The 17396-nt window shown below is 71.4% G+C and carries 18 protein-coding genes and 1 tRNA gene; 10 read left to right on the forward strand and 9 right to left on the reverse strand.

Going from position 1 to position 17396, the window contains the following annotated elements:
* Positions 1-29 precede the first annotated feature (29 nt).
* The 3 genes from ASG45_RS01325 to ASG45_RS01335 are packed head-to-tail and all read left to right on the forward strand — an operon-like array spanning position 30 to position 4029.
* Positions 30-722 (forward strand): HAD hydrolase-like protein, encoded by a 693-nt coding sequence (locus ASG45_RS01325; RefSeq protein ID WP_055832266.1) that lies wholly within the window; start codon positions 30-32, stop codon positions 720-722.
* Positions 715-1926, forward strand: coding sequence for a hypothetical protein (locus ASG45_RS01330; protein WP_055832268.1), 1212 nt, complete (start codon positions 715-717; stop codon positions 1924-1926). Before ASG45_RS01325 ends, ASG45_RS01330 begins: the two co-directional genes overlap by 8 nt.
* Before the next feature lie 39 nt (positions 1927-1965).
* The gene (locus ASG45_RS01335) at positions 1966-4029 is read left to right on the forward strand and encodes a bifunctional lysylphosphatidylglycerol flippase/synthetase MprF (RefSeq protein WP_055832270.1); all 2064 of its coding nucleotides are present in this window, start codon (positions 1966-1968) and stop codon (positions 4027-4029) included.
* Positions 4030-4101: 72 nt separating this feature from the next.
* Here ASG45_RS01335 and ASG45_RS01340 read toward each other — a convergent pair whose 3' ends face one another.
* Positions 4102-4308: a cold-shock protein gene (locus ASG45_RS01340; RefSeq protein WP_055833134.1), complete on the reverse strand. Its 207-nt coding sequence runs from the start codon at positions 4306-4308 to the stop codon at positions 4102-4104.
* 360 nt (positions 4309-4668) lie between these two features.
* Between ASG45_RS01340 and ASG45_RS01345 the strand changes: the two genes are divergently transcribed.
* From ASG45_RS01345 to ASG45_RS01355, 3 genes are read left to right on the forward strand one after another with little or no spacing between them, the layout of a single operon-like run.
* Positions 4669-5277 carry a GntR family transcriptional regulator gene (locus tag ASG45_RS01345; protein ID WP_235561538.1) on the forward strand — a complete coding sequence of 203 codons (609 nt, stop codon included), beginning with the start codon at positions 4669-4671 and terminating at the stop codon, positions 5275-5277.
* A 48-nt stretch (positions 5278-5325) separates the two neighbouring features.
* Positions 5326-5754, forward strand: coding sequence for a GNAT family N-acetyltransferase (locus ASG45_RS01350; RefSeq protein ID WP_055832273.1), 429 nt, complete (start codon positions 5326-5328; stop codon positions 5752-5754).
* A gap of 44 nt (positions 5755-5798) precedes the next feature.
* On the forward strand, positions 5799-6209 hold the full coding sequence (locus ASG45_RS01355) for a hypothetical protein (protein WP_055832275.1): 411 nt from the start codon (positions 5799-5801) through the stop codon (positions 6207-6209).
* Here ASG45_RS01355 and ASG45_RS16430 read toward each other — a convergent pair.
* The 8 genes from ASG45_RS16430 to ASG45_RS01385 form a co-directional block, all read right to left on the reverse strand.
* Entirely contained in the window at positions 6206-6343 is a 138-nt protein-coding gene (locus ASG45_RS16430; RefSeq protein ID WP_181015909.1) for a hypothetical protein, read from the reverse strand. The two genes, ASG45_RS01355 and ASG45_RS16430, sit on opposite strands and share 4 nt — an antisense overlap.
* A 66-nt stretch (positions 6344-6409) precedes the next feature.
* Positions 6410-7408, reverse strand: a complete 999-nt coding sequence (locus ASG45_RS01360; protein ID WP_055832277.1) for an endonuclease/exonuclease/phosphatase family protein — start codon at positions 7406-7408, stop codon at positions 6410-6412.
* Between the two features lie 78 nt (positions 7409-7486).
* On the reverse strand, positions 7487-7753 hold the full coding sequence (locus ASG45_RS01365; protein WP_055832279.1) for a GlsB/YeaQ/YmgE family stress response membrane protein: 267 nt from the start codon (positions 7751-7753) through the stop codon (positions 7487-7489).
* Positions 7754-8259: 506 nt separating this feature from the next.
* Positions 8260-8382, reverse strand: a complete 123-nt coding sequence (locus tag ASG45_RS16690) for a hypothetical protein (RefSeq protein ID WP_268772704.1) — start codon at positions 8380-8382, stop codon at positions 8260-8262.
* 5 nt (positions 8383-8387) lie between these two features.
* The gene (gene lanKC / locus ASG45_RS01370; RefSeq protein ID WP_055832280.1) at positions 8388-10922 is read right to left on the reverse strand and encodes a class III lanthionine synthetase LanKC; all 2535 of its coding nucleotides are present in this window, start codon (positions 10920-10922) and stop codon (positions 8388-8390) included.
* A gap of 202 nt (positions 10923-11124) precedes the next feature.
* The gene (locus tag ASG45_RS01375; protein ID WP_055832283.1) at positions 11125-11814 is read right to left on the reverse strand and encodes a response regulator; all 690 of its coding nucleotides are present in this window, start codon (positions 11812-11814) and stop codon (positions 11125-11127) included.
* Positions 11807-13087: a sensor histidine kinase gene (locus ASG45_RS01380; RefSeq protein WP_055832285.1), complete on the reverse strand. Its 1281-nt coding sequence runs from the start codon at positions 13085-13087 to the stop codon at positions 11807-11809. Before ASG45_RS01380 ends, ASG45_RS01375 begins: the two co-directional genes overlap by 8 nt.
* A gap of 133 nt (positions 13088-13220) precedes the next feature.
* Positions 13221-13304: transfer RNA gene (locus tag ASG45_RS01385), tRNA-Leu, on the reverse strand.
* 154 nt (positions 13305-13458) lie between these two features.
* On the opposite strand from ASG45_RS01385, the gene ASG45_RS01390 reads away from it, so the two are divergent.
* From ASG45_RS01390 to ASG45_RS01405, 4 genes are read left to right on the forward strand one after another with little or no spacing between them, the layout of a single operon-like run.
* Complete coding sequence (locus ASG45_RS01390) at positions 13459-14196, forward strand: FhaA domain-containing protein (protein ID WP_055832287.1); 738 nt, start codon at positions 13459-13461, stop codon at positions 14194-14196.
* On the forward strand, positions 14193-14732 hold the full coding sequence (locus ASG45_RS01395; protein WP_055832289.1) for an FHA domain-containing protein FhaB/FipA: 540 nt from the start codon (positions 14193-14195) through the stop codon (positions 14730-14732). Before ASG45_RS01390 ends, ASG45_RS01395 begins: the two co-directional genes overlap by 4 nt.
* A 9-nt stretch (positions 14733-14741) precedes the next feature.
* Positions 14742-15980 carry a PP2C family protein-serine/threonine phosphatase gene (locus ASG45_RS01400; RefSeq protein WP_055832291.1) on the forward strand — a complete coding sequence of 413 codons (1239 nt, stop codon included), beginning with the start codon at positions 14742-14744 and terminating at the stop codon, positions 15978-15980.
* On the forward strand, positions 15977-17377 hold the full coding sequence (locus ASG45_RS01405; protein ID WP_055832293.1) for an FtsW/RodA/SpoVE family cell cycle protein: 1401 nt from the start codon (positions 15977-15979) through the stop codon (positions 17375-17377). The genes ASG45_RS01400 and ASG45_RS01405 overlap by 4 nt, the downstream gene beginning before the upstream one ends.
* The last annotated feature ends 19 nt before the right edge of the window (positions 17378-17396 follow it).

Raw genomic sequence — 17396 nt, forward strand, 5'->3', positions numbered from 1 at the left:
GGCCGATGCCGCGCCGGTAGCGTGGGAGCATGCCCGTACGCTCCCCCTTCTCGTGTGTCCTGTGGGACGTCGACGGCACTCTCGTCGACGCGTCCGAGGGGATCCTCCGTCGCCTGACGATCACCCTCGAGCATTTCGGACGCACTCCGCCGACGCGGGGAGAACTGTCGCACTGGATCGGGCCGCCCATGTTCGAGTCCTTCCAGGTGAACGTCGGGATGACGCCCGAGCAAGCCACCGAGGCCGTCACGTTCTATCGCGGCCTCAATCGCAGCGAGGGCTACACCGTCAGCGCGCGGCTGTATCCCGGCGTCGGTGAGATCGTGCACGACCTGCACGCCGCCGGTGTGCCGCAGTCGACGGCCAGCTCGAAGCCCGAGGTGCAGGTCGTGGCCCTGATGGACCACTTCGGTCTCGCCCCCGACCTCGAGGCCGTGGTCGGGGCGTCGCTCGACGAACGCACCCTGAGCACGAAGTCCGACATCGTCCGCGAGGCCCTGCGGCGACTGGAGGCGCAGGGTGTCGACGTCTCGCGCCCCGTGCTGATCGGCGATCGTCACCACGACGTCGAGGGCGGTCGGGATGCCGAGGTGCCCGTGATCTTCGTGCGCTGGGGGTTCAGCTGGCCGCACGAGTCCGAGGGCGCGCAGGCCGCCGTCGACGACGTCGACCAGTTGCGGGCCCTGCTGCTCGTCGACGACGCCCCCGCCGACCGTGACTGACGTCGCCTGGGCGATCCCCGCGGCGATCGCGCTCACCGGCGGTCTGCTCGTCGCGGCGATCGTCGTGCTGGTCGTCCGGGTGCGTCATCGCTCACCGCGTGCGCAGGCGGCGGCGGCCGAGGCCGTCATCGCCGCCGAAGCCGCCCTGCTCGACCTCGACGACGCGGTGGACTCCCTCGACATCGCCTTCGAAGCGGCCGACGCCCTGCCCGCGGGCGATGCCCCGGCAGATCTGCGTCGGGCGTACACCGCCGCCCAACGCGCTCGCGACCGCGGGTTCTCCGACGTCTCATCGCTGCGACGGGGCGCGGTCGTCCCTGCGCGACGACGTGTCGAGGCCGAGCGGCTGCGCGCCGGGCTCGTGTCGCAGCTCGCCCGCGTCGAGGCGACACGCGCGCAGCTCGCCGCCTGGTCGATGGCTCAGCGCACCCCGGCCGCGCTCGTCGCAGCCGCACGTCGGCGCCGCGACGAGGCCGTCACCTCGGCGGGCGACCCGGCCCCGCTGCTCGCGGCACTGGGCGACCGCTTCGACGCCGACGATTGGCGCGACGCCGCCCTCTCGGCGCAGGCCGGCCATGCCGCGCTGATCGAGGCCGACGCCGAGATCGACCGCGCTGCGGCACGCGACGCCGATGTCGCGACCGTGATGGTGCACCTGCACCGCTCGACAGACGCCACCCGCCGGGCCGGACGCCACCTGCGTGCCGTGGAGGACTCCCACCGCATCGCCCTGCAGGCTGCCGACAACGTCACCGCCGAGCTGGCTGCGGCCCGCGCCGAACTGGGCGCGGCGATCGAGCTCGCGACCGCCCGTGCCGACGCCTGCGCGCCCGGGGCGCAGGCGCGTCTGCGCTCCGCGGTCCGCGACCTCGACGATGCGGCCGCCCACGCTCTCCGTCGCCCGCGCACCGCCGTCGAAACCGTGGCGCGGGTGCGCGAGGTGCGCGACGATGCCCTCCGCGAGGCGCCGAGCACCCGGCATCGGCTCGAGGTCGCCCGCACGGCCCTGCCCGGCACCCTCGCGTGCGCGCGTGCCGCCCTCGCCGCGGCCGACGCGCGCGAGGGCGTCCTGGCCATCGACGCCCGGTTGCGCCTCGAGACCGCGCGTCGCGAGTTGGCAGCGGCCCGGGCGGCCACCGACGCGGTCGTCGCCCTGGCCAACGCGCGCGCCGCCTGGCACGCCGTATCCTCGGCCGAGCTCTGAGCGAGAGGCCGAGAGCGGCCGTGCCCTATCTTTAGCGGCATGAGGGAGAACACCACGACCCGCCGCGTGAGCGCGGTCGCGCGCCGCATCCCGGCCACGCTCGCACTCGTCGGCATCCTGATCCTCGTCGGCGTCGCGGTGGGTGCACTGTGGCAGCCGTTCACCGCGTCTCCCCTGTTCCCGAGCGTGGCCTATGGCCTGCCGGCGCTCGAGGCGGGCCGCTGGTGGACGCCGCTCACCGGCTCGTTCTTCGTCGGCGCCCCCTGGGTCTACGCGCTCGTCGTTCCGGGTCTGGCCGGCATGGCGCTGCTGGAGTTCCGTCGGGGCAGTCGCGTGGCACTGGCCTACTTCGGCACCGGCCAGCTCTTCTCCGTTCTCGCCGCGGCCGCGTTCCTGTGGGGAGCCGCCCTGCTCCCGTGGGCGTGGGCCCAGGAGCAGGCGATGGCCCTCGGCGTGGGACCCTCCGGCGGCATCGTCGCCTGCCTCGCGGCCGCCGTCGGGGTTCTGCCCTCACCCTGGCGCCTGCGGGCCGGCACGACGCTGATCGCCGTCCTGTCGGTGACGTTCCTGTACTGGGGAACGTTGTCCGATCTGCAGCACGTGTTCGCCGCCGCGCTGGTGCTGGGCGTCGACCGCTCCCTGCGCCCGCAACGCGTGAGTGTGCGAGAGCAGCGACTGGTCGCGTTCGCCCTGGTGTGCACCCTCGGGGCGATGGAGATCATCGGCTACGTCGCTCCCATGACGGGCCCGTTCGGCTCGTCGGGCCCCGCCGACGGCTCGTGGCTCGACGTCGCCGTCAACACCGTGCTCGTGCTCGTCGTCGCCCTGGCTCTCCACCGCGGCCGGCGCTGGGCGTGGATCGTGCTCCTGACCTACAGCGCCCTGAACCTCGTGCTCGTCCTGCTCACGCTGGTCCTCGCCGTGCTCGTGGGCGTGACCGAGCTCGAAGCCGACCTCGATGCCGACCTCACCAGCATCCTCGCCTCGTCGACGCTGTGGATCCTGGCGGCGGCGTATTTCGTGCTCGTGCGCGCCGCTTTCCGCGCCCGCCCGCGCGCGGCCCTCGGCGACGCGCCCGCCCCCGCGGTCGAAGACGTGAAGACCGAGCTGCGGGCCTCGGGCGGCGGGACCCTGTCGTGGATGACCACGTGGGAGGGGATGTCGTACGCACGATTCGGCCGGGGGATCGTCGCGTACCAGCGGCGCTCGGGCGTGGCGCTCGCCTTGGCCGATCCGCTCGGTCCGGTCGAGACGCGCGCCGCCACCGTGCGGGCGTTCATCGAGAGCGCCGAGGCCGCCGGGCTCGCGCCCTGCTTCTTCAGCGCCGATGACGCGACGCGTGCGGCGGTGCCCTCGGACTGGCGCAGCATCGTGGTGGCCGACGACACCGTCGTCGACCTGCCGGGCCTGGCCTTCACCGGCAAGGCCTGGGGCGACGTGCGTACCTCGCTCAACCGCGCACAGCGCGAGGGGATGACGTTCCGTCTCTCGCGCCTCGCCGACGAGACCTGGGGCGTGCGTCAACAGCTGCGCGCCATCTCCGAGAGCTGGGTCGACGAGAAGGACCTGCCCGAGATGGGGTTCACGCTCGGCACCCTGCACGAGGCGGCCGACCCCGAGGTCCGCATCGCCCTCGCCGTCTCGCCGCACGGCGACGTCGACGGCTTCCTGTCGTGGCTGCCGATCTACGGCGATGGGGCGGTGCGCGGGTGGACGCTCGATCTCATGCGCCGACGCGAAGGCGGGTTCGGTCCGGTGATGGAGTACCTGATCGGCTCGTCGGCGCAGCAGTTCTCCACGGAGGGGGCGGCCGTGATGTCGCTGTCCGGCGCGCCGCTGGCGCACGAGTACCCCGCCGACGCCGGGGCCATCGTCGACCTGCAGGCGCGCATGGCGAGCATGCTGGAGCCCGTGTACGGGTTCGCCTCGCTGCACCGCTTCAAGCAGAAGTTCCACCCGCGGTACGAGACGCTCTCGCTGCTCTACCGCGACGAGGCCGACCTCGCGCGCATCGGTGCCGCACTGACGCGGGCGTTCCTGCCGCACGCCACGATCCGGCAGTTCGCCTCCGCGGGCGTCGATCTCGTGCGCCACGAACAGTGAAGGCCCCGGGCGCGCACGACCGTCGAGTGACGCGTGCGCGGCCGAGGCCGATCCGGGACGTGCCCGAGAAGATCAGATGACGCGGATGTCCTCGGCCTGAAGGCCCTTGGGGCCCTGGGCGACCTCGAACTCGACGCGCTGGTTCTCTTCGAGCGAGCGGTAGCCGCCCGACTGGATCGCACTGTAGTGCGCGAAGACATCCTGACCGCCGTCATCGGGGGCGATGAAGCCGAAGCCCTTTTCCGAGTTGAACCACTTGACCGTGCCCTGCGTGCTCATCGTCATGCCGTTTTCCGCTTGAGCCGGCACCGTGCGCGCCGGACTGTGCCCCCACGGTAACGGGCGGGATCGCCCGGCGCACAGGTCCGTGACACAAACGTTGCGTCGATCGCCGGGGTGGTGGTGTCCCCATGCGCGGTAGACCGGCCGGTGCGCGAGAGGGAATCGCTCCGGAGCCCATACGACGCCCGGGCTGAGCATTGCTCAAAGCCCGGGCGTCGACGGATCCCCCCGGATATGTCACGCGAGGCGTGACGTGATGACATTACCGGTCGCGCGAGCCTCTGCGCGACAAGAAAACGAAGAATCAGGTAGTTATGGCGATGTTCTGTGATAACCGGGAGTCGTATGATCCGCGTGATGGACACCCGGAGACGCGCTTCTGCGCTCGTCGAGGAGGCGTATTCCGCCCTCGGCGAGGCGATCGTCGACGGGCGCCTGCGGCCCGGTGACCGTTTGCGCGACGTCGAACTGGCGGAGCTCATGGGCATCTCCCGCACCCCCGTGCGCGAGGCCCTGCAGAAACTCGAGCGCATCGGCCTCGTGGAGGTCGCCGCCAACCGTTACACCCGCGTCTCGGAGCTGACCGACCGCGCGCGGACCGACATGCGGGAGTACGCCGCGCACACCATCGCGGGGGCGATGCGGGTGGCCCTCCCCCGCCTCACCGCCACCGACATGGACACCGCCGTCCGGCACGTCGACGCCATGCGCGACGCGGAGACCTCGCCGTCGTACGTGACGGCCGTGCTCGCCCTGTACGCCCACGTGGTGGCCGGTTCGCGCAATATCGTCTTCGCACGAGCACTCGCCCAGACCCAGCTGGTGCTGCGCCGCAATCTCGACGGTTGGACGAGCATCGACGGGGACACCCGCGGCCCCCTGTTCCGACACCTGCGCGGGCAGGTGTCGGCGCGCGACGCGAACGGTGCCACCTGGACGTTCCTCGCTCTGCACGGCTTCGCCTGACGGCGCAAGGCCGGCGGGGCGAGGAGTGCCCTTCGCTAGCGTGGCGCCATGCCCCACATCGAGCTGCGCGACCTTCGTGACGAGGATCGGGATGCCGCCTTCGCGGCGCTCCGCGACAGTCCCTCGACGTGGCCACGGGTGTCGATCGACGACCGCGCCTCGTTCGACCGGTGGGTCGACGGCGACGGCGCGAGTGTGCACGCCATCGTCGAAGACGCCGCGGTCGTGGGGGTCGCCGCCGCACTCGACGTCGACGACGACCGCGAGATCCTGCTCGCGGTGTCGCCGCACGCGGGCGACGATGCCGCCACCGAGGCGCTGCGTCTGCTCACCGTGCGCGAACCGGAGCGCCCGCTGTACGCCTGCGTGTCCGCCGACGACGATCCTTCGCACGCCGTTCTCGCCCGCCTCGGTTTCGTCGAGCACGAGCGCGACGGCGCCGACATCGTCTACGTCCTGCCGCCGACCCTGGAGTAGGCCGGGACGTTGACCTCCCGTGGCATCCGTGTTCGGCTGGAGTCATGGTGAGCGAATGGTGGTGGGCCGCCTTCGCGGTCGTCGGAGCCGCGCTGTGGTGGTGGTCGATCCACCTGACCCTGGGTGCGTACCCGCGGGAGCGTGTGTCGTACTGGGCGAACCCGCGAAAGGCGCCCCGTCGAGCCGTCGCGTCGCGCGCCGTGGGAATCGGGCTGACGGTCTTCGGGGTCGGCATGATGCCTCGGCTCGTCGAGACCGAGCCATGGGCGGCGGCCCTTTTCGCGGGCGGCGCGATCATCGTCCTCATCTGGGTGCCCTACGTGGTCGCCATCGCCGCGCACAATCGCCGGATCACCGCGATCGGCGCACCCGACTCCCCCGCCCCGGAGCGCGCACCCGCCTCCCGCGGCCAGAACCCGCCGTCGCCCGCCGCGGACGTTCGCCGCGCCCCCTAGTTCGGCTCTTCCGACTCCTCGAGTGACTCGTCGACCTCGATCGACGAGTCGTCGGTGGCGCTGGCCTGTTCGGCTCGCTCCGCCTGCTGCTCGGCCCGGGCGTAGGCCTCTTCGACGCGGCGCTTCTCCGACATGAACGTCCCCTCCGTGATCGATCGTCCGACCAACCTAGGGTCGACGAGCCCGCGGCGGAAGATCCCTCATCGACGCGACACCGTCGCCACGACCGGGCGGTGGTCGCTCCCGGCGTCGTCGAAACCGGTGACGACCGCGAATCCGCGCGCCTGCCAATCGCCACCGGTGAGCACGTGGTCGATCGGCGCCGCGAGGGCGGCCGGCAACCGTACCGGCCAGGTGCCCACGGCCGCGGCACCCCGATCGGCGGCGGCGTCGCGGCATCCGCCGATCACCCCTCCGTCGCGACCCAGCCCCGAGAAGTGGTCCAGCGTCGCGTTCAGGTCGCCCGCCACGATGACGTCGGGATCCGCGCACCGCGCCGCGACCCAGTCCAGCCCGTCGACCCACTCGGTCATTATCAGCGGCAACGGGGGCAGGGGGTGAGCGGCCACCAGCACGGGGCCGTCGCCATCGCTCGGCCGCCACACGCCGCTCGGTACGCCGGGAGTCGATCCCGCCGACGCGTCGCGTTCGTATGGGCCGAGCGAGGTCGCGATCAGGATCGAGGTCGGCACGGGGTCGTCGCCCGGCTCCGACACGACGGTGTCGTGCATCATCTCGATACCGTCCCGAGCCAGGATGCCGACCACCGCGGCCGCCGCGATCGCATCGGTCTCGGGCAGGCTCACCACGTCGGCCCCCGTCTCGCGCACGAGCCGCGCGATGCTCTCGGGCGACGCGCCGCCGCCGTAGGTGTTCCACGCGACGACGGTCAGATCACCCTCCGCGATCGCACTGCCTCCGCCCCGCGCGAGCAGGACGGCGCCGTGACCGACCGTCGCCGCGGCGAGCGCGATCGCGAGGGCCGCTGTCACGCTCCATCGTCGCCGCAGCACCGCCACCACGGTGGCGACGAGCGCGAGAGCACCGAGAACGAGGGCCAGGATGCCGCGGAACGGGATCGCATTCGACACGAGGGGCAGCCGGTGCAGGCCGAGGGCCTGCGGCCACACGCAGATCACCGCCAGCAGCACACCGATCACCAGCGCGATGACGAAGGGGCGGCGTCGGGTGTTCGGCATCCGGACAGTAAAGCGGATCCCCGTGCACGCAGAAGGGCCCGGGGCGCGGTTCCACCGCCCCGGGCCCTTCGTTTCACCTCAGCGCGCGGAGCGGCGGCTGGTGATGAAGCCGTAGATGAGCAGCACGATGATCGAGCCGCCGATGGCCAGCAGCCAGGTCTGGATCGAGAAGAAGTCCTGCAGGGGTGCGTTGAAGATCAGGCCACCCAGGAAACCACCGAGCAGCGCGCCCACGACGCCGAGAAGCAGCGTGATGAGCCAGCCGCCGCCCTGCTTACCGGGCAGGATCAGCTTGGCGATGGCGCCGGCCAGCAGGCCGAGAAGAAGAAATCCGAAGAATCCCATGATGTGTCCCTTTCGCGAGTGTGAACCGAAGACCGCTCTCGCGGGTCCCTCGATTCATCCAGCTTGCTCCCAGGTTCGATTCTCGGGGGGTGGGTTGCGTTCGAGCCGAACATGGTGTTCGGGGTCGATGAGGTCGGTCTGACGGGGCGGTCCCGGGGAGCCGTCGTCTTTTCAGACGAGAAAACACGGCGACTTCGTCGAGGCCCCGCGGCACTTATCTGCTTGTTCACGGCGGCCGACGAGGTATGGCGCGAGAAAGCACGCCGTCGGCGCGGAATCTGCGGCGACGGGGGCGATTAGCGTCGGCAGAAGCGAGACGTTCGCGCTCGCGTGGGGCTCGCGCTCCCCGTCTCGCCCTCGGTGTCAGTTCGGGTCTGCACACCGATGCTGGGCGGATGCCGCAATTGGGGGCGGCTTCCGCCCAGCCTCCTCCCCGGGGATCGGACGGCGGTGCGGGCAGGAGCCCCCGCCCCCTGGTCCCACCCGCACCGGTCGAGTGCCACCGCCTAGCGGCAGAGGCCGGTCGACGTGCTGCTGTAGCAGATCGACGTGCTCCAGGAGCTGGCGAAGACCTCGCTGCGCTCGGTCTCACCGCGCTCGAGCGTCTGCAGAGAAAGCAGGTATCCCATTGATGTCACCTCCCCCCGGGGCTCGGCGCCCGCTGTCGGGCGGAGTCGACCGGGGGGAGGTCGAGGAACGGCAGCGTCAGCCGCTGACCGTCACGAAGACTCGCGAGCATCCACAGCACGCCGGCCGAGCCGGTGGCCAGGTCGCACGACAGACGCAGCAGGGCGCGACCCGCATACCCCACGCCGTCGGGGCGGGGGATCTCGTGCAGACGCAGCAGCCGCCGATGGCGCTGCAGCGCGCGGCTCTTCGCGGGTGTCGGCGTTCGGGCCAGCAGGAGCATGAGACCCGCGCGCCCCTGGAACAGACCCGACTCCAGCACGAACTCGGGCAGACTCGCGCGCTCGAGGGCCGCGAGAGTGGCGGTGAGAGTGGCGGTGAGCGGGTGCGCGGGGTCCCGCTCCACGAGCGCGGCGAGGGCGAGGGCGACGCCGGCCGATCCCGAGCCGAGGTACGGCAGGAGCCGCCATCCCTCGTTCATCTGCAGCGAGCCGTCGGCGGCCTCGGTGCACCGTGCGAGGTCGGCGCGGATCGCCGCATCGGCCAGCTGCAGCAGCGCCGGGTCGCCGTCGCGGTCGAAGAGGGCCATCGCCAGCAGGGCGATCCCGCTGGGGCCGCGCAGCAGACCGCCCGCCCCCGTGGCGACCGGGTCGGTCGAACGCTCGCTCCACCCGTTCGCGCGATCGGCGATCTCGTCCAGGATGCCGCGCGCCCGGCCGACCAGCTCGGGGTGCCGGTCCGCCAGCCGAAGCAGACCGAGCGCCGTTCCCGCCGGTCCCCCGTAGAGCCCCGGGGCATCCCACCGCAGCGGAGCGTCGAGGCATCGCTCCACGGCGCGGTCGGCCGCGTCAATCCGCCCGAGTGCCTGCAGCGCCGCGGCGGCGCCCGCCAACCCGTCGAACAGTCCTGAGCGGGCGGGGGCCGCCTCGACGGCGCGTTCGCTCCACTCCACGAGCGAGAGCGGCGCCTGCTCCCCGGCCGCGTGCACCGCGATCAGGGGGCCGAGGGCTCCGTGCGCGAGGGCGTACGGGGGCTCGTCGAACTGCGCCGGGTCGCCCGGCCAGAGGCGATCGGTGCGTTCGCGCGTGGCATCCGCGATCAGCTGGCGGGCGACGGCGGCGAGGGGATCCGCGAGGTCGTCGCGCTCCGGGGGCGAGACGCGGGCGAACCCGAGCGCGCGTTCGTCCTCGTCTCTCAGCTCGAACCTCTCGCTCACCCAGGCGCGCACCTCGGCCTCTTTCCCCGCGTGCAGGTCGAAGACGGGCGTCATCGGCGCGAACAAGAAGAGCTGCACGCGCCGCAGCGCGAAGACGTCCGCCGCCACCCCGCCGCGACCGTCGGAGGCGACGAAGCCCGGCGCGCCGATCACCGCGGGGACGTCGTCGGCCGCGGGGCGCGCCATCTCGAAGTCGATCAGGGTGACCTCGTCGTCGTCGTCGACGAGGAAGTTGCCCGGATGCACGTCGCCGTGCGCGAGACCCGCCGCGTGCACCGCGGTCAGCGCCCGCTCGATACGGCGCGCGACCTCCAGGGCCCAGGTCCGGTAGGTGTCGACGGCGTCGGCGTCGACCTCGGCCGACACGAGCGGATGCCGGGCCACGACCGCCTGGTGCAGCGGCAGGCCGCGTGCGCGTTCCAGAACGAGGTAGCGATGCTCGAGAACGGTGAACTCGCGCAGCAGGGTCGCGGTGCCGGTTCCCTGGAGTCGCCGCAGCGTCCGGGCTTCGCGATCCGCGCGTTGCACCGCGCTGAGACCGTCGGGGGTCACCCCGGCGTGGGGGCGCGCCTCTTTCACGATCACCTCGCGCCCGTGATCGCGCGCGGTGTAGACGCCGCCGGCGTTCGAGAACTGCACGACCCCGGTGATCTCGGGGAAGCCCGGGGGCGGCTGGCGGTCACGCAGCTCATCGATCAACTCCCGCAGGAACGGCGGAACGGGTGCCCAGGCCGGCGGGTCGAATCCCGGCCGCCGCACGTCGGCGACGAGGTGCCCCGACGGATGCCGGATCGCCGGCACCGCGGTTCCTTCGACGTCCACGAACATCCGGTGGAAGCCCCCGTACCGCACGAACACCGGCCCCTCCCGCCATCGCAGGTCCGAGAGCACGTGCGGTCCCGCGAGGCGCGCGGTGCGCCGCCCGAGGTGCGTCAACGTCCGGTGCAGCTGATCGATCGACGTCGGGTAGATCGTGACGAACTTGCCGGAGCCCTCACGACCGGCGTCCTTCGCGTTCGACGACGCCCGCACGCCCTCGGTCGAGAGGTGTTTGAAGGCGATCCCCGCGCGCAGGCAGTGGGCGGCGACCTCGCGCAGCACGGTGTCGGCGGTGTCCGCCGTGCTGCTGAGGTGGATCTTCCAGCCCTGCTCGGGAAGCACGACCCCGGCCGGCTCGAGGTACGTCCAGATCCCGTCGTCGACGCGGCTCCAGCCCTCGGTCGCGTCGACCACGAATCGGCGGTCGTCCGCTGCCGGCGGGCGTCGCGAGGGATGGTCGTAGAAGGTCTGGTCCGCGCGGGCGAACACCGGATAGATCGCGTCCATGCCCCCGCCCACGCCGCCTGAGACGCCGGACTGACGCGGCGCGAAGCCATGGTGTTCTCGCGCGAGCGGAGCGGCTCCTCACCGCGGAGGGGCCGACGGCGGGATCGAGGGTGTTTCGCGGGGGGATTCGAGCCGGTCACGCGCGCAATCCCGGGGGTCGAGCCACGCTCCGGGCCCGACCGAAGGCGTCAGATGACGACGGTCAGATTCGTCCATCCGGACGAGCGATGAGCTCGGAGCCCACCCGCACTCCCCACAGCGCGAGCTGCGTGCGATCCGAGACGTCGACCTTGCGCAGCGAGGACTGGATGTGGGTGCGCACGGTGTTCACCGAGACCACCAACTGCGCCGCCAGCTGCTCGTTCGACGTGACTCCCTCGCTGAGCAGCCGCACCACGCGGCTCTCCGACGCGCTGAGCGACGCGACCTTGGCCCGGTCGTCGGCGCTCAGCCGGCGCTCGGCGATGTCGCGCAGCAGGGGGGCCGTCACGTGCGTCGACACGAGAGCGTCACCGCGGTGCGCGGCGTGGATGGCGTCGATGAGCTGGGCGCTGTCGTGCGTCTTGAGCAGGTAGCCCGCCGCTCCGTTGCGCAGAGCCCGCATCACCAGGCGGTCCTCGCCATGGCTGGTGAGCACGATCACGCGGGTGGAGCCCCCCGACTCCTCCACGACGGCGCGCGTCGCGTCGATGCCGTTCATCTCGGGCATCTCGAGGTCCATCAGCACCACGTCGGCGTGCGCGGCGAGCGCCCCGGCCAGCGCGTCACGACCGGTGGCGGCCTCTCCGACGACCGAGATCCCGTCGGCGTGCTCGAGGCGCAGGCGCACGCCGCGTCGGAAGGGACGGTTGTCGTCGGCGATGAGAACCCGGATGGGTGCACTGTCAATCACGTTCCGCCTCCGTCGTCCTCGGGAAGGGGATCTCCACCCCCAGGTGCCAGCCCCCCTGGTCGTCTGCCGACGCGTCGACGGACCCGTCGACGAGAGTGAGCTTCTGGCGCAGGCTATCCAACCCCCAGCCGAGTCCGAGGTCGTCCTCGTCGGCCCTCACCCGTCTCGCCGGTCCGTTCGCGACCGTCGCGGTCAGCCGGTCGGCGTCGACGTGCACCCCGATGTCGACGGCAGCTCCCGCCGCGTGTTTGGCGGCGTTCGAGAGCCCCTCCGAGATGGCCCGGTACGCGGTGGTCGAGACGACCACGGGCGGTGACTGCAGATCCCCGGTCGTCGTGACCCGCACGTCCATGCCGCGCTCGCGCCAGAACGCGACGAGCACGGAAAGGCTCCGCAGATCCGGCGTGGGCGTCTGGGCCGAGGAATCGACGGCCCGCAGGTCGCCGAGCGCGCCGTAGAGGCTCGCGGCGGCATAGCGTCCCTCGGCGCGCACCTCTTCGATGAGGTGCAGCGCCTGCTGCGGATGCTCGGGCGCGAGTTCCACCGACGCGTCGCACAGCGAGACGAGCCCCGCCAGGTGCTGACCGGCGACGTCGTGCAGTTCCTGGGCGATGCGACCGCGCTCGGCGTTGCGCGATGCCTCGACCGCCTCGGCCTGCTGCGCCTTGAAGGCGAGCGCACGCCGACGGGCGCGCTGCGTGCGCCGCTCGAGCACCGCCCACAGCATCCCCAGGGCCACACCGGCGAAGCACACGGATGCCAGGGCGGTGCCCTCCGTGAGGACGAAGCCGACGACGGCGCCGGTCGGTGCTCCGGCGGCCGCGGCCCAGAGGCCCAGCCCCACCACGGCCACGAGCACGCTCGCCCCCGCCCACGCCGCCGCGACGGGAATCGACCGCGCGCTGCCGACGGCGAACATCGCCACCGCGACGACCAACTGCATCGGAGACGCCCAGGTCGGAACCCCCAACCACAGCGCGATCGCGAGGTAGCAGGCCAGGGCCCCCAGCATGGCCGATACGGGGCGGTGGGCCGCTTGTGTGACGCAGAGCGCCTGGGCGAGGCAACCGAGGGCGGCGAGGCCGATGACGACGGCCGGCGGCAGCTGGTGCCCCCACTCCCCCGCGCCCGTCCACAGGGCGACCAGCGGGTCGGCACACACCTGCACGACGGTCGCGAGGAACACCACCGCCGTGAAGACGGGCGAGCGCATCGCCTGGATCACCTGCCCGGTACCCGCGGATTCCTGCACCGTCTGCGTTTCCCCCACCATGACTCCATCGTCATGCCTCGCACCGGGGTTTCCCGCATTTTCACGCTGTCGCGTGGCGCCGGGGTCGAATGGGCCGGCCCGCGCACGGAAACGAGAAAGGCCCCGGGATGAACCCGGGGCCTTCTGTGTTGTGTGCGCGAGGGGGGACTTGAACCCCCACGCCCGTGAAGGCACTGGCACCTGAAGCCAGCGCGTCTACCTATTCCGCCACTCGCGCGTGCGCGGCATCGAGGATGCCACGCGACCAACTTCCCGAGAATATCACGGTCGCGCCCGCACGACGAAACGCAGGCCCCGGAAGGCGCGTCCATGACCTGCACAGCAGCCCTGGCTACGATGTGCCTACTGGTCTGCCTGCCTGAAGGAGTCTTGTGGGACTACTCGACAGTTTCGAGAAGGGTCTCGAACGCGCCGTCAACGGTGCGTTCGCGAAGACCTTCCGCAGCGGCATCCAGCCGGTGGAGATCGCATCAGCCCTCCGCAGCGAGCTCGACAAGAAGGCCGTCGTGGTCACCCGCGACCGCATCCTGGCGCCCAACTCGTTCTCGGTGCGCCTCTCTCCCGCCGACGACGAGAAGATGAGCGCGCTCGGGTCGACCCTGGTCACCGAGCTCGACACCCTGGTCAAGAAGCACGCGCGCACGCAGGGGTACTCCTTCGCCGGTCCCGTCGCCATCTCGATCGAGCGCGACGGGTCGCTGTCCACCGGCACCCTGCGCGTCGACTCGCAGACCACCGAGGGCCAGGTGGCGTGGCGCGGCGTCGTCGACATCGACGGCAAGCGTCATCCGCTCTCCTCGGCCCGCACGGTCATCGGGCGCGGGAGCGACGCCGACATCACCATCCCCGACGCCGGCACGAGCCGCAAGCACGTCGAGATCCTCTGGGACGGCGAGCGCGCGATGGTCCGCGACCTCGGTTCCACCAACGGCACCACGCTCAACGGCCACAAGGTCACCGAGGCCGCTCTGCCGCCCGATTCGACGATCTCGATCGGTCGGACCAATATCGTGTTCCGAGTGGTGGCGCAGGCGCAGCCGCCGCGGCGCCCCTCGGCGTCCGACGCCACGCGCATCTTCGACGTCCGGGAACGGGGACCCCTTTCATGAGTCAGTTGACTCTCCTCCTGCTGCAGGGCGGGTTCCTCGTCCTGCTGTGGTTCTTCGTCTTCGGAGTGGTCTACTCGCTGCGCGCCGACCTGTTCGGCGTGAAGGTGCGCAAGCTCCCCGAGCCGGTCGCCGCAGCGGCTCCGGCGGCCGCGGCGCCCACCGCCTCGCCCGACGCGGTCACCACCCAGGTCAAGCGCCCCGCGGCCCCGGTCCCCGCACCGGCCGCGGGCCTCGCCACCACCGCGAGCGTCTCGCGCATCGTCATCACGAGCGGTCCCAAGGCCGGCCTCGAGCTGCCCCTCGGCACCGAGCCCCTCACGATCGGCCGCTCGAGCGAATCGGGCCTCGTCGTGCGCGACGACTACACCTCCAGCCACCACGCACGTCTCGTGCTGTGGGGGGAGCAGTGGATGCTGCAGGACCTCGACTCCACGAACGGCACCTCCCACGACGGTGTGCGCGTGGCCTCCCCGGTCCAGGTCAAGGTCGGGGCACCGATCAAGGTGGGCGCCACGACCTTCGAGTTGAGGAAGTAACCCTCCTCCATGGTCTTCCAGGGCTCGAGCGTCGCCATCTCCCACACGGGCAAGGTGCGCTCCAACAACCAGGACTCCGGCTACGCCGGGTCCAATCTCTTCGTGGTCGCCGACGGTATGGGCGGCCACGCGGGCGGTGACGTCGCCTCGAGCCTCGCGATCCACCGTCTCACCGACCTCGATCAGCCCTTCACGACGCCGTCCGAGGCCGAGCACGCGATCCGCGACGCTCTGGCCGACACCGCCGCCGAGCTGATCGACACCGTCGCCCGCCGACCCGAGCTGGCCGGCATGGGAACCACCGTCAGCGCGCTCGTGATGGTCGACGCCTACGCCGTCATCGGGCACATCGGCGACTCGCGCATCTACCTCTACCGCGACGACACCCTCACCCAGATCACCGCCGACCACACCTTCGTGCAGCGCCTCGTCGACTCGGGCCGCATCACGCCCGAAGAGGCGCGGTACCACCCGCGCCGGTCGGTGCTCATGCGCGTTCTCGGCGACATGGACCCCGATCCCGAGGTCGACACGTTCATCATGCCGACGCAGGACGGCGACCGGTGGCTGCTGTGCTCCGACGGCCTGTCGGGCGTCGTCGACGACCCGCACACGGCGCGCACCCTCGGCCTGGGCCTGCCGCCGGGGCGCACCGCCGATGCCCTGCTGAAGCAGGCGCTCGACGGCGGAGCACCCGACAACGTCACGGTCGTGCTCGTCGACGTCGGCGGACAGCACCCGGTGTTCATCGGCACTCCGACGATCGTCGGATCCGCCTCGAACCCGAGCGGTGTCGTCGTTCCCGCCGCGCGTCCGGGTCGCTCGGGGTGGCTGCACCCCGCCCGTCAGGCGGCCAACGAGCCCACGCACTTCGAACCCGCCGCCGAGTTCCTCGAGGAGCTCATCGAAGAAGACCGTCGCCGCGCCCGCCGTCGTCGACTGGGCTGGCTCGCCGCCCTGCTCATCGTGCTGGCGGGGATCGGCGTCTCCCTGTTCGCGGGGTACAACTGGACGCAGACGCGCTACTACGTCGGCGCCGATGAGAACTCCGTGGTCATCTATCGCGGCATCCAGCAGTCCATCGGCCCGGTCTCGCTGTCGACCGTCTACGAAGACACCAACATCGTGCTGGCCGATCTGTCCGACTTCGACCGGCAGACCGTCGAGGCCACCATCTCGGCACGATCGCTCTCCGATGCCGAGCTGATCGTCGACCGGCTGCGCCCGACCGAGGAGGCCGGCGGATGACCGATCAGAAGCTCACCCGCGGTGAGGCCGTCTCGACCGACACCGCCGTCATGCGCGCGCTGAAGAAGATCCGAGTCCCCGCCACGCAGCGCAACCGCGAGCTGGGCCTGCTGGTCTTCGCCGTCGCCGTCTACGGTTCGGCCGTCGCCCTCGTGCAGCTGGGCGTGAACGGTACCGTCGACCCGGCCTTCCTCCTGCTGGCGGGCGTTCCGGCGTTCCTCGCCCTCGTGATGCACGTCGTCCTGCGCCTGCGTGCCCGCGACGCCGACCCGTTCGTGCTGCCGATCGCGACCGTGCTCACGGGCCTCGGCATCGCGATGATCTACCGCATCGACCTGGCCGACGAGGCGAGCGGATGGGATGCCACGGGTAACCGCCAGATCGCCTGGGCGGTCATCGCGATGGTCATCGCCCTGGCAGTGCTGATCTTCGTGCGCAACTACCGCGTGCTCTTCCGCTACACCTATCTCTTCGGTCTCGTCGGCATCCTGCTGCTGCTGCTGCCCTTCGTGCCGGGCCTGGGCACCGACCAGAACGCCGATGTCTGGGTCTCGCTCGGCTTCGTGTCGTTCCAGCCGGGCGAGCTGGCGAAGATCTGCCTCGCGATCTTCTTCGCCGGCTACCTCGTGCGCACCCGCGAGAGCCTCACCTCCACCGGCACGCGCTTCCTCTTCATGACCTGGCCGCGCGCCCGCGAGCTCGGACCCGTGCTGATCATCTGGCTGGTCTCGCTCGGCATCATCGTCCTGCAGCGCGACCTCGGTACGGGGCTGCTGATCTTCGGCATGTTCGTCGCCATGCTCTACGTCGCCACGGGCAAGACGAGCTGGGTGTTCATCGGTCTCGTGCTCGTCGGCGTCGGTGCGTTCCTGGCATCCCGGTTCCTCCCGTACGTGAACGGGCGCTTCGCCAACTGGCTGAACGCGTTCGACCCCGAGGTCGTCAATCGCGACGGCGGCAGCTACCAGCTCGTGCAGGGCATCTTCGGCCTGTCGCACGGAGGACTGTTCGGTACGGGCCTCGGTCAGGGGCGGCCCTACATCACGCCACTGTCGCAGAGCGACTACATCGTGCCCAGCCTCGGCGAAGAACTGGGTCTCGTCGGCCTATTCGCGATCCTCGCGCTGTACATGGTGTTCGCCAGCCGCGGCGTGCGCGTGGGCCTCGCCGGTCAGGACGACTTCGGCAAGCTGCTCGCCACGGGCTTCTCGTTCACGATCGCCCTGCAGGTGTTCATCATGGTCGGCGGCGTGACGCGCGTCATCCCGCTCACCGGCCTCACCACCCCGTTCCTCGCGGCGGGTGGCTCCTCGCTCATCGCCAACTGGATCATCGTCGCGTTCCTCCTGCGCATCTCGGATGCCGTCCGCAGCCGCCCGCGAGTGGTGATCGGCTGATGGCCCCGATGACCCCGCG

The sequence above is a fragment of the Microbacterium sp. Leaf436 genome, assembly GCF_001424715.1.
Classification (GTDB): domain Bacteria; phylum Actinomycetota; class Actinomycetes; order Actinomycetales; family Microbacteriaceae; genus Microbacterium.

What these genes read in the sequence shown, in the direction of transcription:
- ASG45_RS01405 (WP_055832293.1), top strand. Translation starts at nt 15,977, where the DNA reads ATGACCGATCAGAAGCTCACCCGCGGTGAGGCCGTCTCGACCGACACC.
- lanKC (WP_055832280.1), bottom strand. Translation starts at nt 10,922, where the DNA reads ATGGACGCGATCTATCCGGTGTTCGCCCGCGCGGACCAGACCTTCTAC.
- ASG45_RS16430 (WP_181015909.1), bottom strand. Translation starts at nt 6,343, where the DNA reads ATGTCGGAGAAGCGCCGCGTCGAAGAGGCCTACGCCCGGGCCGAGCAG.
- ASG45_RS01380 (WP_055832285.1), bottom strand. Translation starts at nt 13,087, where the DNA reads ATGGTGGGGGAAACGCAGACGGTGCAGGAATCCGCGGGTACCGGGCAG.
- ASG45_RS01325 (WP_055832266.1), top strand. Translation starts at nt 30, where the DNA reads ATGCCCGTACGCTCCCCCTTCTCGTGTGTCCTGTGGGACGTCGACGGC.
- ASG45_RS01345 (WP_235561538.1), top strand. Translation starts at nt 4,669, where the DNA reads ATGGACACCCGGAGACGCGCTTCTGCGCTCGTCGAGGAGGCGTATTCC.
- ASG45_RS01365 (WP_055832279.1), bottom strand. Translation starts at nt 7,753, where the DNA reads ATGGGATTCTTCGGATTTCTTCTTCTCGGCCTGCTGGCCGGCGCCATC.
- ASG45_RS01360 (WP_055832277.1), bottom strand. Translation starts at nt 7,408, where the DNA reads ATGCCGAACACCCGACGCCGCCCCTTCGTCATCGCGCTGGTGATCGGT.
- ASG45_RS01355 (WP_055832275.1), top strand. Translation starts at nt 5,799, where the DNA reads ATGGTGAGCGAATGGTGGTGGGCCGCCTTCGCGGTCGTCGGAGCCGCG.
- ASG45_RS01335 (WP_055832270.1), top strand. Translation starts at nt 1,966, where the DNA reads ATGAGGGAGAACACCACGACCCGCCGCGTGAGCGCGGTCGCGCGCCGC.
- ASG45_RS01400 (WP_055832291.1), top strand. Translation starts at nt 14,742, where the DNA reads ATGGTCTTCCAGGGCTCGAGCGTCGCCATCTCCCACACGGGCAAGGTG.
- ASG45_RS01350 (WP_055832273.1), top strand. Translation starts at nt 5,326, where the DNA reads ATGCCCCACATCGAGCTGCGCGACCTTCGTGACGAGGATCGGGATGCC.
- ASG45_RS16690 (WP_268772704.1), bottom strand. Translation starts at nt 8,382, where the DNA reads ATGGGATACCTGCTTTCTCTGCAGACGCTCGAGCGCGGTGAGACCGAG.
- ASG45_RS01395 (WP_055832289.1), top strand. Translation starts at nt 14,193, where the DNA reads ATGAGTCAGTTGACTCTCCTCCTGCTGCAGGGCGGGTTCCTCGTCCTG.
- ASG45_RS01340 (WP_055833134.1), bottom strand. Translation starts at nt 4,308, where the DNA reads ATGAGCACGCAGGGCACGGTCAAGTGGTTCAACTCGGAAAAGGGCTTC.